This window comes from Algoriphagus sp. (genome assembly GCF_039969895.1).
Classification (GTDB): domain Bacteria; phylum Bacteroidota; class Bacteroidia; order Cytophagales; family Cyclobacteriaceae; genus Algoriphagus.
The window spans coordinates 869,515-887,608 of the sequence record NZ_JBDVMZ010000012.1 but is presented as its reverse complement, the minus strand read 5'-3'; the positions used below and the strand labels follow the sequence as shown (position 1 = coordinate 887,608).

At 41.4% G+C, this 18,094-nt stretch carries 15 protein-coding genes and 1 pseudogene; 6 read left to right on the top strand and 10 right to left on the bottom strand.

What is annotated here, in order from left to right; genetic code table 11:
* Window positions 1–35: 35 nt before the first annotated feature.
* On the bottom strand, window positions 36–932 hold the full coding sequence (locus tag ABJH64_RS09940; protein WP_348276402.1) for a 4-hydroxy-3-methylbut-2-enyl diphosphate reductase: 897 nt from the start codon (window positions 930–932) through the stop codon (window positions 36–38).
* A 4-nt stretch (window positions 933–936) separates the two neighbouring features.
* The gene (cmk, locus tag ABJH64_RS09935; protein ID WP_348276401.1) at window positions 937–1,620 is read right to left on the bottom strand and encodes a (d)CMP kinase; all 684 of its coding nucleotides are present in this window, start codon (window positions 1,618–1,620) and stop codon (window positions 937–939) included.
* Window positions 1,621–1,749: 129 nt separating this feature from the next.
* On the opposite strand from cmk, the pseudogene ade reads away from it, so the two are divergent.
* The 5 genes and pseudogenes from ade (at window position 1,750) to ABJH64_RS09910 (ending at window position 7,859) form a co-directional block, all read left to right on the top strand.
* A pseudogene (gene ade, locus ABJH64_RS09930) lies at window positions 1,750–3,381 on the top strand (adenine deaminase).
* A gap of 136 nt (window positions 3,382–3,517) precedes the next feature.
* Entirely contained in the window at window positions 3,518–3,718 is a 201-nt protein-coding gene (locus ABJH64_RS09925; RefSeq protein ID WP_348276400.1) for a hypothetical protein, read from the top strand.
* Window positions 3,719–3,768: 50 nt separating this feature from the next.
* Window positions 3,769–4,806 (top strand): BF3164 family lipoprotein, encoded by a 1,038-nt coding sequence (locus ABJH64_RS09920; RefSeq protein WP_348276399.1) that lies wholly within the window; start codon window positions 3,769–3,771, stop codon window positions 4,804–4,806.
* Window positions 4,807–5,114: 308 nt separating this feature from the next.
* Window positions 5,115–5,315, top strand: coding sequence for a hypothetical protein (locus ABJH64_RS09915; RefSeq protein WP_283414668.1), 201 nt, complete (start codon window positions 5,115–5,117; stop codon window positions 5,313–5,315).
* A gap of 108 nt (window positions 5,316–5,423) precedes the next feature.
* Window positions 5,424–7,859 (top strand): TonB-dependent receptor plug domain-containing protein, encoded by a 2,436-nt coding sequence (locus ABJH64_RS09910; protein ID WP_348276398.1) that lies wholly within the window; start codon window positions 5,424–5,426, stop codon window positions 7,857–7,859.
* 48 nt (window positions 7,860–7,907) lie between these two features.
* Here the strand turns inward: ABJH64_RS09910 and ABJH64_RS09905 are convergent, their stop codons facing one another.
* Window positions 7,908–9,488: a peptide chain release factor 3 gene (locus ABJH64_RS09905; RefSeq protein ID WP_348276397.1), complete on the bottom strand. Its 1,581-nt coding sequence runs from the start codon at window positions 9,486–9,488 to the stop codon at window positions 7,908–7,910.
* Window positions 9,489–9,915: 427 nt separating this feature from the next.
* Entirely contained in the window at window positions 9,916–11,151 is a 1,236-nt protein-coding gene (locus ABJH64_RS09900) for an ATP-binding protein (RefSeq protein ID WP_348276396.1), read from the bottom strand.
* Between the two features lie 331 nt (window positions 11,152–11,482).
* Here ABJH64_RS09900 and ABJH64_RS09895 point away from each other — a divergent pair, with 331 nt between their 5' ends.
* Entirely contained in the window at window positions 11,483–11,953 is a 471-nt protein-coding gene (locus ABJH64_RS09895) for a DNA starvation/stationary phase protection protein (RefSeq protein ID WP_348276395.1), read from the top strand.
* A 161-nt stretch (window positions 11,954–12,114) separates the two neighbouring features.
* On the opposite strand, the gene ABJH64_RS09890 is transcribed toward ABJH64_RS09895, so the two are convergent.
* The 6 genes from ABJH64_RS09890 to obgE all read right to left on the bottom strand — a co-directional run bounded on the left by ABJH64_RS09890 (window position 12,115) and on the right by obgE (window position 18,059).
* Entirely contained in the window at window positions 12,115–13,425 is a 1,311-nt protein-coding gene (locus tag ABJH64_RS09890) for an ABC transporter permease (RefSeq protein WP_348276394.1), read from the bottom strand.
* Window positions 13,418–14,311 carry an ATP-binding cassette domain-containing protein gene (locus ABJH64_RS09885; protein WP_348276393.1) on the bottom strand — a complete coding sequence of 298 codons (894 nt, stop codon included), beginning with the start codon at window positions 14,309–14,311 and terminating at the stop codon, window positions 13,418–13,420. Before ABJH64_RS09885 ends, ABJH64_RS09890 begins: the two co-directional genes overlap by 8 nt.
* A 17-nt stretch (window positions 14,312–14,328) precedes the next feature.
* Window positions 14,329–15,216 carry a hypothetical protein gene (locus ABJH64_RS09880; protein ID WP_348276392.1) on the bottom strand — a complete coding sequence of 296 codons (888 nt, stop codon included), beginning with the start codon at window positions 15,214–15,216 and terminating at the stop codon, window positions 14,329–14,331.
* 80 nt (window positions 15,217–15,296) lie between these two features.
* Window positions 15,297–16,409: a molecular chaperone DnaJ gene (dnaJ, locus tag ABJH64_RS09875; RefSeq protein WP_348276391.1), complete on the bottom strand. Its 1,113-nt coding sequence runs from the start codon at window positions 16,407–16,409 to the stop codon at window positions 15,297–15,299.
* A 4-nt stretch (window positions 16,410–16,413) separates the two neighbouring features.
* Window positions 16,414–16,986 carry a nucleotide exchange factor GrpE gene (locus ABJH64_RS09870; RefSeq protein WP_348276390.1) on the bottom strand — a complete coding sequence of 191 codons (573 nt, stop codon included), beginning with the start codon at window positions 16,984–16,986 and terminating at the stop codon, window positions 16,414–16,416.
* 77 nt (window positions 16,987–17,063) lie between these two features.
* Entirely contained in the window at window positions 17,064–18,059 is a 996-nt protein-coding gene (obgE, locus tag ABJH64_RS09865; protein WP_348276389.1) for a GTPase ObgE, read from the bottom strand.
* Between the last annotated feature and the right edge of the window lie 35 nt (window positions 18,060–18,094).

Here is an 18,094-nt window from a genome sequence, read left to right as displayed (position 1 = left end):
AAGAATGGCTTCCTGAGATTTTAAATTCTTGCTAATTACACCGAAATCACGCCTTCTTCGAGAGATTCCACATAGGTTTTGACTTGCTCCATTAGCCACATGGGAGTGGAAGTCGCACCACAAATTCCAATTTTATCCTCGAGCTGAAACCAGTCAGGATCTATCTCTGACTCATTCTCTATGAAGTAACTTCTCTTGTTCTGAGCTAGGCAGACTTGGTAAAGTGCTTTTCCATTTGAACTCTTTTTCCCAGAAACGAATAAAATCACATCATTTTCCTGCGAAAACCGATGTAACTGTGGCTCTCTGTTAGAAACCTGTCTGCAAATGGAATCATTTGCATTGAATGTCTCCCTAGAGAGCTCTTGCCTTGCTGCTTGAATCCGCTCTTCTATTTTTTGAGAGATTTCATAAAAGCCTTTGGTGCTTTTTGTGGTCTGGCTGAAAAGAGTAACTGGTCTGGTGAAATCAATCTTTTCCAGATCTGCGTCTTCCATCACCACAATGGCTTTTTCTAAGGTCTGACCTGTCAACCCAATCACTTCGGCATGGCCTTTTTTACCATAAATAACGATCTGACCTTCTTCTCGCTCCATTTTGTCGAAGGCACTCTTTACTCTATGCTGAAGCTTTAGTACGACTGGGCAAGAGGCGTCGATCAATTCGATGTTATTTTCAATCGCTGTTCTGTAGGTCTCAGGCGGTTCCCCATGAGCTCGAATCAGCACCTTACAATCATGTAATCCAGCCAACTCCTCCCGATCAATTACCACAAGGCCTTTTGCGCTCAAGCGAGAAACCTCCATATCATTATGCACAATATCACCTAAGCAATACAACTGGTCACTTTGCTCCATTTCGTCCTCTGCCATCTTAATGGCAAATTCCACACCGAAGCAATACCCAGAGTTTTTATCAATGGTTACCTGCATAGCTCTATTTTTTATCAATAATTTGACGTGCCAAATGGACTATTTTTCCCACTTGCTCTCCAAAGGTACTATTACTTGTATCTACCTCCACCGCTTCCGGCATTTTCATCAGAGGACTCTCTGATCGTGTAGAATCAACCCTATCCCGGTCTGAAAGGTTTGTTTTTATTGCATCTAATTCCACTAGCTCTCCTTTTGCAAGCAACTCCTCCTGTCTTCTAGCAGCTCGAGTGTCCAGATCAGCAGTCATGAAAATCTTCAGATCCGCCTCTGGAAAAACCACAGAGCCAATATCTCGACCGTCCATGACCACGCCTTTTTTCCTGCCCAGTCGCTGCTGTTGAGCGACTAACTCTTTCCGAATACTAGCAACAGTAGCGATCTCAGATACTTTATTAGAAATTCGCATCGTGCGAATCTCCTTTTCCACATTCAAGCCATTCAGATATGTCTCCTGTTTGAGTGTTTCAGGATTAAGGTGAAAAGAAATTTCTAGTGATTTTAACCCCTTTTCCACATCATGTGGGTTGGCTGGGGACAGGAAGTTGTTTAAAAAATGTAAGGTCGCCGCTCTGTACATGGCTCCGGAATCGATGTAGGTATATCCCAAGTCCTTTGCTACTGCTTTGGCCGTGGAGCTCTTCCCACATCCTGAGTACCCATCGATGGCGATGACGATTTTATTCATTCAAAAACCCGCTTGATTCGTTTTTTTATTGCTGCGCAAATATAGTAGTTTTAATCCAAACCTATCCCTAACCCTCGGAACCGAATCGCTAATAAAGATTCTCTCCAAGTAATTCAGCCACACATTTTCATGCAGATCCAAGGTCAACTCGTCGATATCCTAAATCGTGAAATCTATCCCGTTTCACTCATTTTCTCCGAAGGCAAAATATCTTCTCTCAAAAAAATCAACACTTCAGAGAATCTTCCTTTTCTGATGCCTGGCTTCATAGATGCGCATGTGCATGTGGAAAGCTCCATGCTCGTCCCTTCAGAATTCGCTCGACTTGCCGTTGTTCATGGCACGGTGGCGACTGTCTCAGATCCACATGAGATCGCCAATGTCTGCGGAATGCAGGGTGTGGAATACATGATTGACAATGGAAATCAGGTTCCTTTCAAGTTCTACTTCGGCGCTCCATCCTGTGTGCCGGCCACGCCATTTGAGACGGCAGGCGGAGAGATCAATGCCGCAGACATAGAAAATCTGATGTCTCGCCCAGAGATTCATTACCTAGCGGAAATGATGAATTGGCCAGGAACGGTGGATAGGGATGAATTGGTGATGGAGAAAATCCGAATCTCAAAGAAATACGGTAAACCTATCGATGGACATGCGCCAGGACTAAAAGGCGAATTGGCTGAAAAATATGTAAGCGCTGGCCCAAGCACCGATCATGAATGCTTTACGGCTGAGGAGGCTTTGGGAAAATTAAAACTTGGGATGAAGATCGCTATCCGTGAAGGCTCCGCCGCCAAAAACTTTGAGGCACTGATCGACCTCATCGATGAATTCCCTGAGATGATCATGTTTTGCTCGGATGATAAGCATCCGGATAATCTGGCAGTTTCTCATATTAATGAACTTGCAGCAAGAGCTGTCGCAAAAGGAAAAGATGTGTTTAATGTACTTCAGGCTGCTTGTTTGAACCCGATCGCTCACTATTCTTTAAATGTGGGACAACTCAGAGAAGGCGATCCAGCTGATTTTATTCTGGTAAAAGACCTGAAAGATTTCGAAGTCATCAGCACTTATATAGATGGAGAGAAGGTAGCGGAGAATGGTAAAACGCTGATTCAGCCAATCACAAACGACATCATCAATAATTTCAATACTTCACTCAAGAAGCCAGAAGACTTTCAGCTCAAAGCAAATGGTTCCAAAGTCAGAGTGATCGAAGCCTTGGACGGACAATTGATCACGCCAGCAATCTCAGGAGAGATTCTAATCAAAAATGGCTTCGCAGAATCGATTCCAGACGAAGATATCTTAAAAATTACCGTGGTCAATCGCTACGAGGATGCTCCACCAGCGGTGGCATTTATCAAGAATTTCGGATTGAAAACCGGTGCCATTGCTTCTTCTGTGGGGCATGATTCGCACAATATCATCGCAGTTGGAATCGATGATGAATCCATCTGCAAGGCTGTGAATCTGATAATCGAGGCGAAAGGCGGAGTTTCTGCTGTCTCTGGAGATTAGGAAGAAATACTTCCACTTCCTGTAGCAGGAATTATGTCTGTTTCGGACGGTTATGAAGTTGCTGCTGCTTACACGAAGATTGATAGACTTGCCAAGGAAATGGGAGCTACGCTTAACTCTCCATTTATGACGCTAAGCTTTATGGCCTTATTGGTGATTCCTGATTTGAAGCTGAGCGATAAAGGTTTATTTAATGGGCAACGATTTAAGTTTAAAAAGGTGTTTTTTGCTGAATATTAATTCTTTAAAATAATTTTACAAATTAGTTGCTTTTTAACCCCCCCCCACCTATATTGCTAGTGATCTTTTGGCCAACCGATTAGGAAAACGAATCCGCCTACTCAAAGGGATTTTTTTAAGGTAAATTTTAATTATTATGAAGAAGTTAATTTTATTTTCTGGAGTGTTAGTGCTCGGCGCTTTCGCATTTATCACCCCTTCTATGGCAGGTGAAGATTGCACAAGATGTAAATCCGGTTCAGATGAATGTACCAGAGTAATGGTTGAAGGTGTAGATGAAAATGGAGATCCTATTACAGAAATCTATGTTTTCATTGGTAAACAAGCTGCATGTTAATTTATTTCAACTTTGGCGAGAATACCATTCTCGCCATTTCTTTTAAATCGATGAAAAACACGATTCTATTTGTATTAATACTTTCCTCCTGCACATCCCCAAAAGATTCTAAATCCTTCTTTAATGATTTTCCTGACGAAAAAAATATTAAAGGCAAATATCTGGATTTTTCAGCTATGCTAAACCAAGCCTTTGATATTGAATTGATAAATAATCAGTTGATAGTTGCAGATCCAGATGAATACCATTTTAAAACATTCGATCTTGAGAACAGCAATAGATTACGCAGATTTGGGAAAATTGGAGAAGGCCCCTGTGAAATAATTTTCCCAACTACAATTCAAAGAATTGGGAATAACTCAAATACAATTGGATTATATGGCAGAAAAAACTGGAAATATCAGGAAATGAACATCAAGGCAATTGATGATAAAATAGATTCTTGTTATAATCAAACATCTAGAGCCTTCAATTTTAATTATCAAAAACTACTAAAAATAAGTGATTCATTATTTTTTGGTACTGGTATTTTTGATTTGAAATTTGCTATGTCAAGAGCAAATTCTAATGAATTTGAAGTTTTGGATATCCCATACCCATTCACCGATGGAAATGCACAATCGGGTAATGTTCCAATGAGTCAACAAGGAGATCTTATTTTAAAACCATCTGGAGATAAAATACTATGCACCACTAAATATGCTCCATATTTTGAAATCCTAAATATTAATGGAGAAAAGGAGGTAAAATCTTCTTATGTATTTGAAGGTTGGGCTCCAGAAACAAAACCTAATGATGATGAAAAAAGTATATCAGCAAACCTTAAACAGGAAAACAAATTTGGTTTTATATCAAGCTCAGCAACAAATAATTACATCTATCTACTTTTCTCTGGAAAAGACTTCTCTATAGATCCTTATCTAAGCGATATAGTGCTTGTATATGATTGGGAGGGGAATAAAATAAAGAGATTTAATCTGGATCATGAAGTAGAATTTATTACTGTTTCAAGTGATGATGAATTTCTAATATCCTATCATGACGATGGGAAGCCCAACTTGACTCGCTACGATCTAGATGGACAATAAAGTATAAACCCTCCAGATTCTAATATCTAGAGGGTTTATTATCAAATATCCGAAGTAAAATGAAACTCTATCTCAGGATAATTATCCATGACCATCTGAAGCCAAGCTTTTGACTCGGCCATAAAGACTAGCTTGCCATCCTTGTCATGAGCGATGTGACGATTATTGGATGGACCTACTTTATTTTATCCAGCTGAAAAACACATATAGGATTGATTTAAAAAATAGTTTGAATTCCTAGAATTAGGAAAACCCTTCAAATAAAATGGCGTATAATCCATCAAAAATAAACCCAAATTAAAAAAATCATGAAAAAATTAAAGACAGTGCTTGTCGTTACCTTAGCCATTTTAATCAATACTTTATTGCCATATCAATCTGGATATGGAATGAATGGTTGTACTAGAACAGATTATTACAATGGATGTGGAGAGCTATTTTGGTCAACAGGCGACCCATTTTGTCAGAATGTAATTGTAGTTTTAATAGAGACAGAATGTGACACTTGATGAATTAATAGTCTTGTAGAAGCAAGTCAGCACAACTCATTGATTATGGGTTGTGCTTTCATTTTTACAATATAGATTATATCTCTTTTTCATCTAAACACCTATCCTATGATGGCTTATCTAAAAATAAATAAGTTTAGCTCGACGGTATTTATTACCATCTTTACCATTTTACTCTTCTCCTTTTCTCCACTCTCTAATCCCTTAGAGAGGATCATCGCAGGATTCAAAAGGTATATCACCGAGCTTCCTCAAGAAAAGGTTTATCTCCACCTAGACAGACCAAACTATTCCGCAGGTGAGACAATTTGGTTTAAAGTCTATCTCACAGCGGGTTCATACCATGAACCATCGTTATTCAGCAACACTATTTATGTAGAGTTGATCAATAGTTCCGGTGAAGTAATACAGCAGGATCAGCTATTTTCTAGAGAAGGTTTTGCGGCAGGTCAGCTAGAATTAGATGAATCACTTCCCTCAGGAAACTACCTAGTTCGCTCCTATACCAATTGGATGCGGAATGCCGATGAAGCCTATTTTTTTCATAAGCAGATAAAAATATGGAATACCCAAGACCCCATCAATAACGCCCTAAGTGATGAAACTATAGCTCTTCAGTTCTTTCCCGAAGGAGGTAATTTAATCAATGGGATCATGAGTAAAGTAGGCTTCAAAGCTATCGGAATGGATGGCTTGGGTAAAGTGGTGAGCGGAAAAGTCTATGAAGGCGAAAAGGAAGTTGCCACATTTGAAAGCAATCAATTTGGGATGGGCGTTTTTGCCTTGATGCCCAAAGAAAGGAAGAAATACACGGCAACGATCGAGAATAGCCAAGAAATAGTAACGCTACCAAAAGCCCTTGATTCAGGAATAATTCTCTCTGTGACGAATTCGCCTACTACAGCAGATCTCCTCGTGAAGGTTCAAGCTTCAGAGAATTCCACCCTTCAAACTGTCTATCTTTTGGCGCAAACACGTGGAATAGTCTGTGCATCCAGTCAAGCTGATCTATCAAAGAAAGTAAGCTTTACCCGAATCCCAAAGAAAGAATTTCCCTCAGGAATCGCTCAAATCACTGTTTTAGATGAGGCCGGAAATCCCTTGGCAGAGCGGCTAGTTTTCATCGATCATCAAGATCAGATGACCATCACAGCATCCATGGACAAATCGGTTTATAAGCCTAGAGAACGAGTTCAAATTGACATTGAAGCAAAGGATAAAGAAGGAAATCCAGTCGCTGCTAATATGTCTTTAAGCGTAGTTGACGGAAGTCAGGTAGCTTTGTCTGAAAACAAAGAAACGATACAATCGAACCTTTTACTTTCCTCAGAACTGAAAGGACATATCGAATCGCCGGGTTATTATTTCAATCCCAGCAATCAGGATCGCGCAAAAGACCTGGACATCCTTATGCTGACGCAAGGCTGGCGGCGATTTACGATAAAAGAGGCATTGAGCGAAAAGGTGACAGATCCTGAATATGGCGTTGAAAAAGGATTGACGATCAGAGGAGTACTTACTGATGAAAAGAAAAATCAGCCTATAGAATCGGGAACTGTATCCTACCTATCCTTATTCCCCTTCCCAGAGTCAAAAACTGCAGTAACCAATTCTAAAGGTGAGTTTGAAATCCAAGACCTTATCTTCTTTGACTCTACGAAAATAATCCTACAGGGGAAAACAAGCAATGGTAGAATAGCTACTATTTTGACAGAAAGCTCCTATAGTTCGCCACAGCTATTCTACCAACTCTATTCTGATTTTACCCAGCCTTCTGCTCTCGATCAAAATTTCTTAACCAACGCTGCCGTGCGTCTAGCTATTGATAAAGCATTTGACTTTGATAACTCGGAATTTGCCCTTGAGGGAGTAGAAGTGAGGGCAAAAAGAATAGATCAACCCTCCAATATCTCCAGTACTTATGGCGCTGGAACTGTACAGATGCAAGTGGCTGGCAAGCCGGCACTGGAAAACCTGCTGAATCCGATAGACCTACTGAGAGGTAGAGTAGCCGGCGTGCAAATAACGGGATATGGAGAAAGCGCGAAGATTCACATCCAAGGAGTGAATTCCATCAACAGCAGTATGGAACCGATGCTCATGGTGGATGACATTCAAGTCAGACTAGAATCCTTGCTCACTATCCCTGTGCAAGAAATCGAAGGCTACCGAGTATGGAAGGGAGCGGACACGGCGATATTCGGTGCAAGAGGATCAAATGGAGTAATTGGATTTTACACTAGGAAAGACCTTGGTACTGATAAAAAAACAATCCAACAGGATGCCGCATTGACCATGAAGGGCTATCAGGTGGAAAAGGAATTCTACTCACCCAAATATCCAGCAGATATCAGTTCACTTCCTAAACCAGATCAGCGCGCCACTCTTTTTTGGGCACCGAATATCCAGACAGATTCGTCGGGAAAGGCATCTGTATCTTTCTATAATTCTGATGCAGAGCATTTGATAAATGGAGAGATAGAAGGAATTAGTGGAGGCGGTAAGCCTGGATCTACAAAATTTAACTACACTATTGAAAAGTAATCCCTAAAGTAAAAACCCTCCAGATTTAAAAACCTGGAAGGTTTATCATTAAATATCAGAAGTAAAGTGAAACTCTATCTCAGGATAATTATCCATGACCATCTGAAGCCAAGCTTTTGACTCGGCCATAAAGACTAGCTTGCCATCCTTGTCATGAGCGATGTGACGGTTTTTGGAGCGGACAAATTCTTCTAATTGTTTCTTATCCTTACTTGTGATCCAGCAGGCTTTGTACAGGTTCATAGGATGAAACTCCACCGTGGCATTGTATTCGTTTTTCAGTCGGAACTGAATTACTTCAAACTGAAGCTGCCCGACTGTCCCGACTACTTTTCTAGAACCCATATCGAAGGTAAACAATTGCGCTACACCTTCTTCCATCAGTTGCTTCAAGCCTTTTTCAAGTTGCTTGGTTTTCATCGCGTCCTTGTTCACCACCTCACGGAAAATCTCCGGAGAGAAACTCGGAATACCTACAAACTGCATGTCTTCTCCATCCGTCAGCGTATCGCCGATTTTTAGATTTCCAGTATCATACAAACCAACAATATCTCCTGGAAATGCCTCGTCGATCATTTCCTTATCCTGCGCCATAAACTGGGTTACATTGGAAAATCGCAAAGGTTTTGGGCCACGAACGTGATTGTAGGGCTTATTTCGCTCAAAAGTTCCTGAGCATATTCTCAAGAAAGCAATTCTATTTCGGTGATTCGGATCCATATTAGCGTGGATCTTAAATACAAAACCCGAAAATTTCTTCTCATCAGGCTTCACTTCGCGATCTTCTGTTCTACGGCTTTTGGGTGCCGGGGCGATTTTGATAAAGGTATCCAGCATCTCATTAATCCCGAAGTTATTTACAGCTGAACCAAAGAATACCGGAGCTACTTTTCCTTCCAGGTACTCCGATGGATCAAAGTCAGGATACACCCCTTCGATCAATTCCACATCATCCCGTAGCTGTTTTGCATAGCTCCTACCGATCAATTCATCCAATTCCGGATCATTCACATCTTCAAATGATTGGCGAACATCACTAAGTTTTCGTTGAGATGGGGTAAAAAGATTGAGCTTGTGATCAAATAAGTTGTACACACCTTTGAATGACTTCCCCATACCGATCGGCCAGGAAAGCGGACGGCACTGAATATTTAGCTTTTGTTCTACCTCTTCGATCAGTTCGTATGGATCACGCCCTTCCCGATCGAGTTTGTTGATAAAGCAGATCACCGGTGTGTTTCTCATCCGGCAAACTTCCATGAGCTTCTCCGTCTGAATCTCCACGCCTTTCACGCAGTCAATCACCATAATTACTGAATCAACCGCCGTCAAAGTACGGTAGGTATCTTCCGCAAAATCCTGGTGACCCGGTGTGTCAAGCAAGTTGATTTTGATGTCTTTGTATTCGAAGCCCATAACAGAGGTAGCTACTGAGATCCCTCTTTGCTTCTCTATCGCCATCCAATCCGACTTTGTTCCTGTGTCGATTTTATTCGATTTCACTGCACCTGCCGTCTGTATCGCACCTCCAAAAAGCAATAACTTCTCAGTCAAAGTGGTCTTTCCTGCATCAGGGTGAGCAATAATGGCAAAGGTTCTACGCTTCTGGATTTCTTCTTTCAAACTCATGGGAGACTTCAAATTAAGGGGGCAAAGGTAGTGAAAAAATAGGCGTAAAGAATTTACGAATTACGATTTACGATTTACGAGATTCCTGATAGATTCAATCGTTTTCTACAATTCTGAGCTTTTAAAAAATTATTTGGAGACCCGCCTGAAGGAAATTTAAAATTGAAGAATAAAAATCGGGGTTTCAGTGTTGCTTACTTCATCATTCGACATTCATCATTAAAAAAAGCATTTTGGATTTCGAAGTACGTCTTTGCGAGGCTCGCAATCTCATTAACACAACCAGACTGCTTCCTCGTTCCTCGTCGCAGTAACGTTACGAGGAGACTTCATCATTGAAAAAGCGAAAGGGTTTACTATAGGAAGTGATGAATGAAGTACAATTTGCCCTCGTAAATCCAAAATCGTAATTCGTAAATACCCAAAGTTAATATTCCAAAATTCCTTCCGTAATAAACTGCGATGCTCCCTCTTGACTTCCATGCAGCAGAATTCGAAAGGTTGTCCCCTTTCCAACTTCGGATTGCTTGACAAAGATTTTTCCTCCATGGTATCCTTCTACGATACGCTTAGCCAGCGTCAAGCCCAGGCCCCAGCCTCTTTGACGAGTAGAGAATCCTGGATTGAAAACACGTCTGTACATGTTTTTTTCCATACCTTTTCCCGTGTCGGTGATGTCTATGATTACGAATTTGTCACTGTCCTGAAGAATCTCAATATCGATTTTGCCTTTCCCTTTCATCGCATCCACTGCATTTTTACAGATATTTTCGATCACCCACTCAAACAAAGGCTTGTTCATCATAGCATCCAGATCCTTGGCATCTGCATGAATATTCAGGTCAACTTTGGTAGAAATCCTAGGGCGCAAGTAATTGATCGTTTCCTCTATAGTTTCATAGACGTTCCCAGATTGAATTACCGGTTTGGATCCAATGCTACTAAATCGCTCAGTCACCATTCGCAGCTTCACTACATCTTTGTCCATTTCGGTAATGATTTCCTTGTTTTCCTCCCAAACTGGCGAGTTTCTTAGGTAATCTATCCAAGCCATCAGTGAGGCGATAGGAGTACCGAGTTGATGTGCAGTTTCTTTGGTGAGTCCCGCCCAGACGCGATTCTGTTCTGCTATTTTACTCTGGTTAAAAAGCGCATAGGCTAGCAGACCAAAAATCAAAATTACACCTAGCTGTATATAGGGGTAATATTTGAGGTTGATAAGGAGTTCAGAATTCCTGTAATAAACCAAAATATCAGCATCAGGCAGGAGAATGGGTTCATACTCCGAGCGCATTTCTACTAATTCACTCTCCAGGGTTTTCAAGGAGTCTGCCCCATCAGCATTCTTTTTAAATGGAATGTTCCGGTATTCTATCGGCTTACCCAAGGCATCCACCATGATAATGGGAATAGAATAATTCTGTTGGATGATTTCTTGATTGATGAAAGTAAGATTCTCCATGGTGGTAGCGGCATATTCCAGCGCGCTGGAGAGCAATTCTATCTGTCGCCGTTCCCGCTCACGCAGTTCCTCCACCAGGCTGTTCGTGTACCAAATCGACCCTGCACCGATGATCAAAGAGGCTGCTACTACTATCCATTTGACCTGCTTTTTATTCGAATAAAAATCCAGCGAAGTAAGGTCTTGAAATCTTTTTTTCATTAATCTAACTTGAATTACTACCGTTACTAACTTCCCAATCGTATAGATAGTATGACTTGAAGATAGAATTTATCAGTTGGGAAGGCATAGCCTCATTGAGTAAATTTAAATTTAAATTCAAGCTGGGGAAATTAAACCCTTAAAGATAGAACAAGCATCACACTGATTTCAAAAAAGGATTGCTTTACACGAATGAAAAAACACCATTTGGCTGGACTTACCCAGCAAGTGCTACTACTACTGAATACTTAATTAAATTACTTATGAACCCGAGTATGCTTATCGTGAATTCGAGATTTCATATAACCATAAAACATCAAACTACAAACAGATGAAAACGAACGACATAGGATTGGAAATTAAAGAAAGTAAAGTTTTGGTGGAAAAATTAAATGACCTATTGGCCAATTACCAGATTTACTATCAGAATTTGAGAAATTTTCATTGGAATGTTTCAGGCCCAAATTTCTTTGAGCTGCATGCCAAATTTGAAGAACTGTATAATGCTGCGAATCTAGCAGTAGATGAAACGGCAGAACGTATTCTTACTTTGGGCGCAAGACCGCTTTCTTCCTACCAAGAATACATTGACAATTCTTCTATAAAAGAGGCGAAAGAGGTAAGCGAACCTATGAAAATGGTAGAAATCATCAAATCAAATATGAATACGCTCCTCAAACTGGAAAGAGAAACACTTGAAGCTGCCGGAGCTTCAGGCGATGAGGGAACAGTCTCTTTGATGAGTGATTACATCACATCTAAAGAGAAGGTTGTTTGGATGCTATCAGCCTATTTGAGGTGAAAATTCCGACAGCACATAAAATGAAAAATCCCGATCAACATTCTGGTCGGGATTTTTTTCTGCCATTGTTCGAGCCTCTCAATTCTTAGACCTGGATTTTTCCTTCTAGGTTCTTGGCTCTAACTTTCGATTCCAGGCTCTGGCTTTTGGACTCATAATACTCAATTATCTGTCCTTATCCACTTCCAAAGCGTCTTGTAGCTTGGTTTGGTTCCATGCATAAGTATTCCGATTCTGTATATTTTTCCAGCTACCCAAGTAGTGAACAAAAATCCAACAATCAACAACCCCATAGAAAGTGCCAGTTCCCAAAAAGGAACTCCATAGCTCACCCTACCCATCATCGCAATCGGAGAAGTCAGCGGGACTATGGAAAGCCAAAAGGAGGTGGAGCTATTGGGGTCATTCAGTACAAACACAAATAACCCCATGTATGCCACGATCAACGGAATTGTCACCGGTAACATGAACTGCTGCGCATCAGAAGGCGCATCCACCGCTGAACCTATCCCTGCAAATAACGCCCCATAAAGCAAGTATCCTCCCAAGAAATAAAAAACAAAACTCAATACAATCTGCACATAGTTAATATCCGCGATTACTTGAAGAATGTTGCTCATATCAGAATTCTGGACTATTTCCTGCGTCAATTCAGGGTTTGCCAGTTCCATCGCCTGTTGCTGTGGCATCTGCAAACCTAGGACTCCAGTCACGACGGTAGTTAATGTACCGATGAGCACGATCCAAATCAAAAGCTGGGTCAGTCCTACTCCGGCGATACCTATGATTTTGCCAAGCATGAGTTGAAAAGGCTTCAGGGAGGAAACCAAAATTTCGACTATTCTACTAGACTTTTCCTCTATCACACCCTGCATGATCTGATTACCATAGATGAAAATGAACATATAAATCAAAATTCCCGACACAAAACCAATGACATAATTCACAGTCGCATCAGAGACTGTCTCTGTTCCTTCATCATCGAGCGTGATCGATTTGATCGCTACTTTGGTACGAACTTCATTGATGATCTTGGGGTCTATCCCACTTTCAAATAATCTTTGCTCTTCGATTTTTTTCCGAAGGTTATTTTCCAGGTAACTGATTAAGCTCAAATTGGGATTCTCTTCCCCATAAAAAGAAATCCCCGCCGGATCCTTGATGTCGAACTTAGGAATATGCAGAAATCCATAACGATCCCCATTTTGCACTAGCTGCTTGGCTTCCTCTGGACTTGTATCTGAGAATGAAAAAGCATATTGCTCAGAGCTTTCTAGAAAAAAAAGCTTGTTATCATCTACCACCTCTATTATCCTCAAGGCCTGATTACCGTCTTCCTCCATTGCTAACCATACAAAAACGCCCATTATGGCAGGGAAAATAAGTGGTGTGAGCAAGGTGACGAGTAAAAATGATTTCTTTTTGACACGGGCTACATACTCCCGCTGAATTACTAGCCAGATCTTATCCATTTTCTGTTGATTTTACCTGGTGAATAAAAATTTCTTCCATGCTCGGGATGAGTTCCTGAAAGCGGCTCACCTGCCCATAATGCATCAATTCGTTGAGAAGATCGTTGGGATGCTTGCCGCTTAGAGGTAGTGTAAAGCTATAGCTACCCTCCTCTTCCCTTGCTATCCATTCGATGGGTAGATCACGAGTGAGATGATCCAAGGTGACAGAATACACTTCAGGACGATAGCTGGATTTCACTTGTTTGATCGTACCGTCTAGGATTTTTTTGGAACGATTAATCATCGCTACCTGATCGCACAGAAGTTCTACTGATTCCATCCGATGCGTACTGAGGATAACGGTGGTACCTTTTTCCTTTAGCTCCAATATTTCATTTTTTATGATTTCCGCATTCACAGGGTCAAAGCCTGAAAATGGTTCGTCTAGAATTAGAAGCGGGGGATTATGAATTATTGTAGAGATGAATTGGACTTTTTGCGCCATCCCTTTCGATAGATCTTCGATTTTCTTGTCTCGCCAAGTCTCCATTTCGAGCTTTTCGAGCCAGTATTTTATCTTGATTTTTGCTTCTTGGGAAGGGAGGCCTTTAAGTCTGGCGAAATAAAGCATCTGATCCCAGACTTTCATTTTCTTGTACAGGCCACGTTCCTCAGGCAAATATCCAATCAGCTCTATGTGTTTCGGCGAAAGTAATTCTCCTCCTACATAGACTTCCCCGCTATCACTGTCAATGATTTGATTTATAATTCGAATAAGAGTAGTTTTTCCAGCTCCATTTGGACCTAGAAGCCCAAACACCAATCCTTCAGACACATTCAAATTCACATCCGTCAGAGCTTTATTTGCTCCATAGGATTTATTTAGCTTAACTATTTTCAGCATATCGCAAAAAGTACGGATTATTCTACTGTTAATGAACCCACGCCCACATCAAGGATCAACTCCATTAATCGTGGATCTGAAGCATTATAGCCTTTGGTGACGTATATTCCTTTTTCCAACGTCTTGAGGTATTTAGGCAAAGAAGTTCTGCACATCGCCGTGGTTCTTACTTTTATTTTGATGGGAAAGGAGTCAGAAGGCAGTCTTAAATGTATCGAGCCTGCTCCTACCGCCGCTATCACATGAGTGGGATTGTGCATCCCTTCAGAAAAATTCAAATCGATTTTGCCATAATTCACCTCGTAAATCATCTTTTTGGCATTGGTGAAATTGGCATTGCTGATCATCACAGTCCCCATGTTCAATGTTACCAAAAGGGTGTCCATTTGAACTTTGTTAGGAGCGCCAGTGCCGTAGTGAATATTGACGTCTGCACTCGCACTTTTCACTTTGAGCTGACTGATCGTGAGATTAGACAAGTCAAAATCTGACTTACCCATCCCCAAGTTAAAGTCCAGATGATAAAGATAATTAGTGCTCAAAGCCACATCCCAACTGTGATCAAAGTCGTCAGCAGATCCCGAAAAAAGCTTGGAGGTAATGCTTTTCCCTAGGTTTTCAGATTCCACATTTTTGTGTACCAATGACGTACTGAGGACATTATTGGATATTTTCTGAGAATAAACCGGGAGGATATTCGTTTGTTCAAGGTGTCCATGGATGTAGATAGGATCCGCAGACTTGGTTCGCTTGAGCTGGGTACTACTCTTATAAGTAGTGAACTCAACGGCAACCATATCAAAACCAGTTCTTTCCGTTGCTTTGAACTCCTTGACCAATTGCGCCTTACTCACAGCTACCCATCCAATCATCATCAGGAAAAGCAGACACAAATTTCTAAGCATACGGTAAGGTTACGAGGCGACTTTGAAAAGGTTTTTTAAAAATATAAAAAAAGCCAGAATTGCTTCTGGCTAATTTTATATTAAAAGAACTCTTTCATCTTATCGAAGAATGATTTCTCTCCATTACCGGGGTCCGGTTTAAAATTGTCTGAATCTCGCATTCCTTCCAATGCTTCTTTTTCATCTCGAGAAAGGTGTGTGGGAGTCCATACGTTCACCATGATCAGCTGATCACCTTTGGTATAGCCATTGATATCTTTTATCCCTTTCCCTTTTAATCGCAGTACTTTTCCGCTTTGGGTTCCTTGATCAATTTTGATCTTCACTTTGCCCTCAATAGTTGGCACTTCTATGGAGGCCCCAAGAGCAGCATCTATAAAAGATACATAGAGATCAAAAATCACATTGTTTCCATCGCGCTGGAGAATCTTGTCTTCTATTTCTTCAATGACGATAAGTAGATCTCCAGCTATGCCTCCCGGGATTTCATTTCCTTTTCCTGACATGCTTAGCTGCATTCCATCAGCCACTCCACCTGGGATATTGATAGAAATAACCTCTTCTTTGACAATAAGTCCTCGAGCATCTGCATCCGCAGGTTTTTTGTCAACGATCTGACCGCTCCCTCCACATATCCCGCAGGTACTAGCTGAAACCATCTGTCCAAGCATCGTATTGACCACTTTCTTGACCTGACCAGAACCCTGGCAGGCAGAGCAAGACTTAAAAGTCACTCCATCTGCAATTAGATGACGCTTCACTTTAATCTTTTTCTCTACTCCGTTGGCAATTTCTGCCAGCGTCATTTTCATCTTGACGCGAAGATTGGTTCCTTTTTTAGTACGTCGGCCTCCTCCGCCACCGCCAAAGAATGAGCCAAAGCCGCCACCCCCGCCTCCGAAAATATCGCCGAATTGGGAAAAAATGTCTTCCATATTCATTCCCCCTCCGCCAAAGCCGCCAGCGCCACCTACGCCTTGATGACCGAATTGATCATAACGTTGCTTTTTCTCTGGATTACTCAACACCTCGTAAGCCTCAGCTGCTTCTTTGAATTTATCCTCAGCTTCGGGATTGTCAGGGTTTTTATCGGGGTGAAATTGAATCGCTAGCTTCCTATATGCCTTTTTTATCTCATCGGCAGACGCGGACTTCGTTACTCCAAGTACTTCGTAATAATCTCTTTTCGCCATAATATTATGCTCCTGTCACCACTTTTGCGTAGCGTACTACTTTATCTCCTAACACATAACCTTTCTCGACCACATCAACTACTTTCCCCTTCAGGTCCTCGCTAGGGGCAGGTATCTGTGTGATCGCTTCTTGGGTATCTGCGTCGAAAGGTTTTCCTATCAGATCATCCATTGGTTTCAATCCTTTTGAAGCCAGGATTTTTACCATTTTTTGAAAAATGAGAAAATTCCCCTCCCTTACTTTGGATCCTTCATCTACCTGCTCACTTGCTTTGAACGCTCGCTCAAAATCGTCAACTACAGGAATCAAATCTTTTATTACATCCTCAGAGGCCGTAGAAATAAGGTCCAAACGCTCTTTGGCAGTCCTTTTTCTATAATTCTCGAAGTCCGAGTAAAGCCGAAGATATTTATCCTTTAAGTCAGCTACTTCATATTCTAATCTATTCTCTTCCGAGATAGCTTGAGATTCCACACCTTCAAAATCGGCTTCTGAAGAAGTATTTTGAAACATATCTTGGTCCAAGCCCTCATCCTGAAGGTTAGTTTCTTGATCCACTTGTTCTTTATTTTTCATAATTGAAATAGACAATAATTGGCGCTATGGACTTATCAATATTGTTGCCATTGCACTTTTTATGACAAACTGACACCTTAACCCTCTTGGATAGCCTGCCAGATAAGATCTTTTAGACTGTCAAGATTGTACTGTGAGACGGAGGAGATGAAAACGTGAGGAATGCCTTTTGGCACTTCCTTCTCCATCTCTTGCCTCAACTCGTCATCCAGCATATCTGCCTTAGAAATAGCCAGGAGTCTGCGTTTGTCCAGCAGTTCGGGGTTATATTTTTCCAATTCTCCCAGAAGGATTCTGTATTGCTCAGAAATGTCCGGAGCATCGGCAGGCACCATGAATAGCAAAATGGAGTTACGCTCTATATGGCGGAGGAATCGAATACCGAGACCTCTTCCTTCAGCAGCGCCTTCAATGATCCCTGGAATATCTGCCATAACAAAAGATTGGTCACCGCGATAAGCTACTACGCCAAGGTTTGGTACCAGTGTGGTAAATGGATAATCTCCTATTTCAGGTCTAGCAGCAGAAATGGAAGAAAGTAAGGTGGATTTACCGGCATTTGGAAAACCAACCAAACCAACATCCGCAAGCAGTTTTAGCTCCAAGATGATCCATTCTTCAATTCCTTCCTCACCTGGCTGTGAATAGTGGGGCGCTTGATTCGTGGAGGTTTTGAAATGATCATTTCCTAGGCCCCCTCTGCCTCCTTTAGTCAAAATCACTTCTTGGCCGTCCTCAGTGATCTCAAAACGTTTCTCGCCAGTTTCGGCATCTTTAGCGATGGTTCCGAGCGGCACTTCCAATATCACGTCCTTTCCATCCGCGCCTGTTCTTCGTCCACCTTCACCACCTTTACCCGCCTCAGCTATCACATGTTTTTTATACTTCAAGTGAAGTAATGTCCAAACTTGAGTAGTCCCTCTTACTATAATATGTCCTCCTCTTCCGCCATCTCCACCATCCGGACCGCCTTTTGGAACATGCTTTTCTCTGCGAAAATGTGTAGACCCAGGTCCGCCGGCGCCAGATCTGGAGCAGAACTTAACGTAATCTATGAAGTTTGAATCAGCCATTTTTAATAAAGAAAAAAGGCTAAGCTTACTAGCTT